The following is a 698-nucleotide window of genomic DNA, read 5'->3' as shown; positions in this document are numbered from 1 at the left end:
GCATCGAATTCATGGAACATTAGGGTATATAACTCCTGTCCACTATCGAAATCTAGCCCTTAAAAAAGTTGTTTGATTTACTGTTGACAATCCAAGAAACGTATTCAGCGGATGGAAGAAGCTTTACAATCGACAAAGAGACTGTTACGACATATGTAACGGTACATGAGATTTCGGCAACAGTGGATATTGAGGTAGTAGACAAACAAACGGGGCAAACGTTGTTTGAAGAAGGAGGAGTGTCTGTTTCACAGATATTGCCATGGTTAGAAACATCAACGGAAGGGAAAAGAAAAAAGCGATTTGTTCCTGCAATTCCGATAGTGGTAGCAGTGCTGAAAAATTATTAACTCTGGTAGGAATTGATGCAACTCTATATGCATCACATAAAATGGAAGAGAGAAGTGGCCCAATTGGAAAGCCTAATGTAAAGGGTCAAAGAAGGGAAACAATTGAGAAGAAGAGAGGGAAAGATAATTGGGAAAGTCGTTCAAATAAGGATCCAAACCGACCTATGAAAAAACATACACCTAGTAAAAAACATAAAGGTGGGAAATAGAAGTTTGTGAAAAAAGGAAGAACAGGTTTACGAATACGTTGTGATAACAGGCCTGTTGATTAACCAAATTACCCCATATCAAAATAATCGGGATTCTCCTAATAGAATACAATGAATCCGTAACTGCCACTCAACGGGA

1 protein-coding gene is annotated in these 698 nt (G+C 38.4%); it reads left to right on the top strand.

The annotated features are described in order from the left end of the window. Nucleotides 1-262 precede the first annotated feature (262 nt). The gene (locus PPOP_RS03980; RefSeq protein ID WP_006284781.1) at nt 263-559 is read left to right on the top strand and encodes a hypothetical protein; all 297 of its coding nucleotides are present in this window, start codon (nt 263-265) and stop codon (nt 557-559) included. Nucleotides 560-698 lie beyond the last annotated feature (139 nt).

Origin of the sequence: Paenibacillus popilliae ATCC 14706 (assembly GCF_000315235.1) — a bacterium.
GTDB classification, from domain to species: Bacteria; Bacillota; Bacilli; order Paenibacillales; family Paenibacillaceae; genus Paenibacillus_B; species Paenibacillus_B popilliae.
Note: the sequence above shows the minus strand (reverse complement) of the source record. Positions and strands in the feature narration are given on the sequence as shown.

Coding starts and splice junctions, on each gene's coding strand:
- PPOP_RS03980 (WP_006284781.1), top strand. CDS start 263: ATGGTTAGAAACATCAACGGAAGGGAAAAGAAAAAAGCGATTTGTTCC.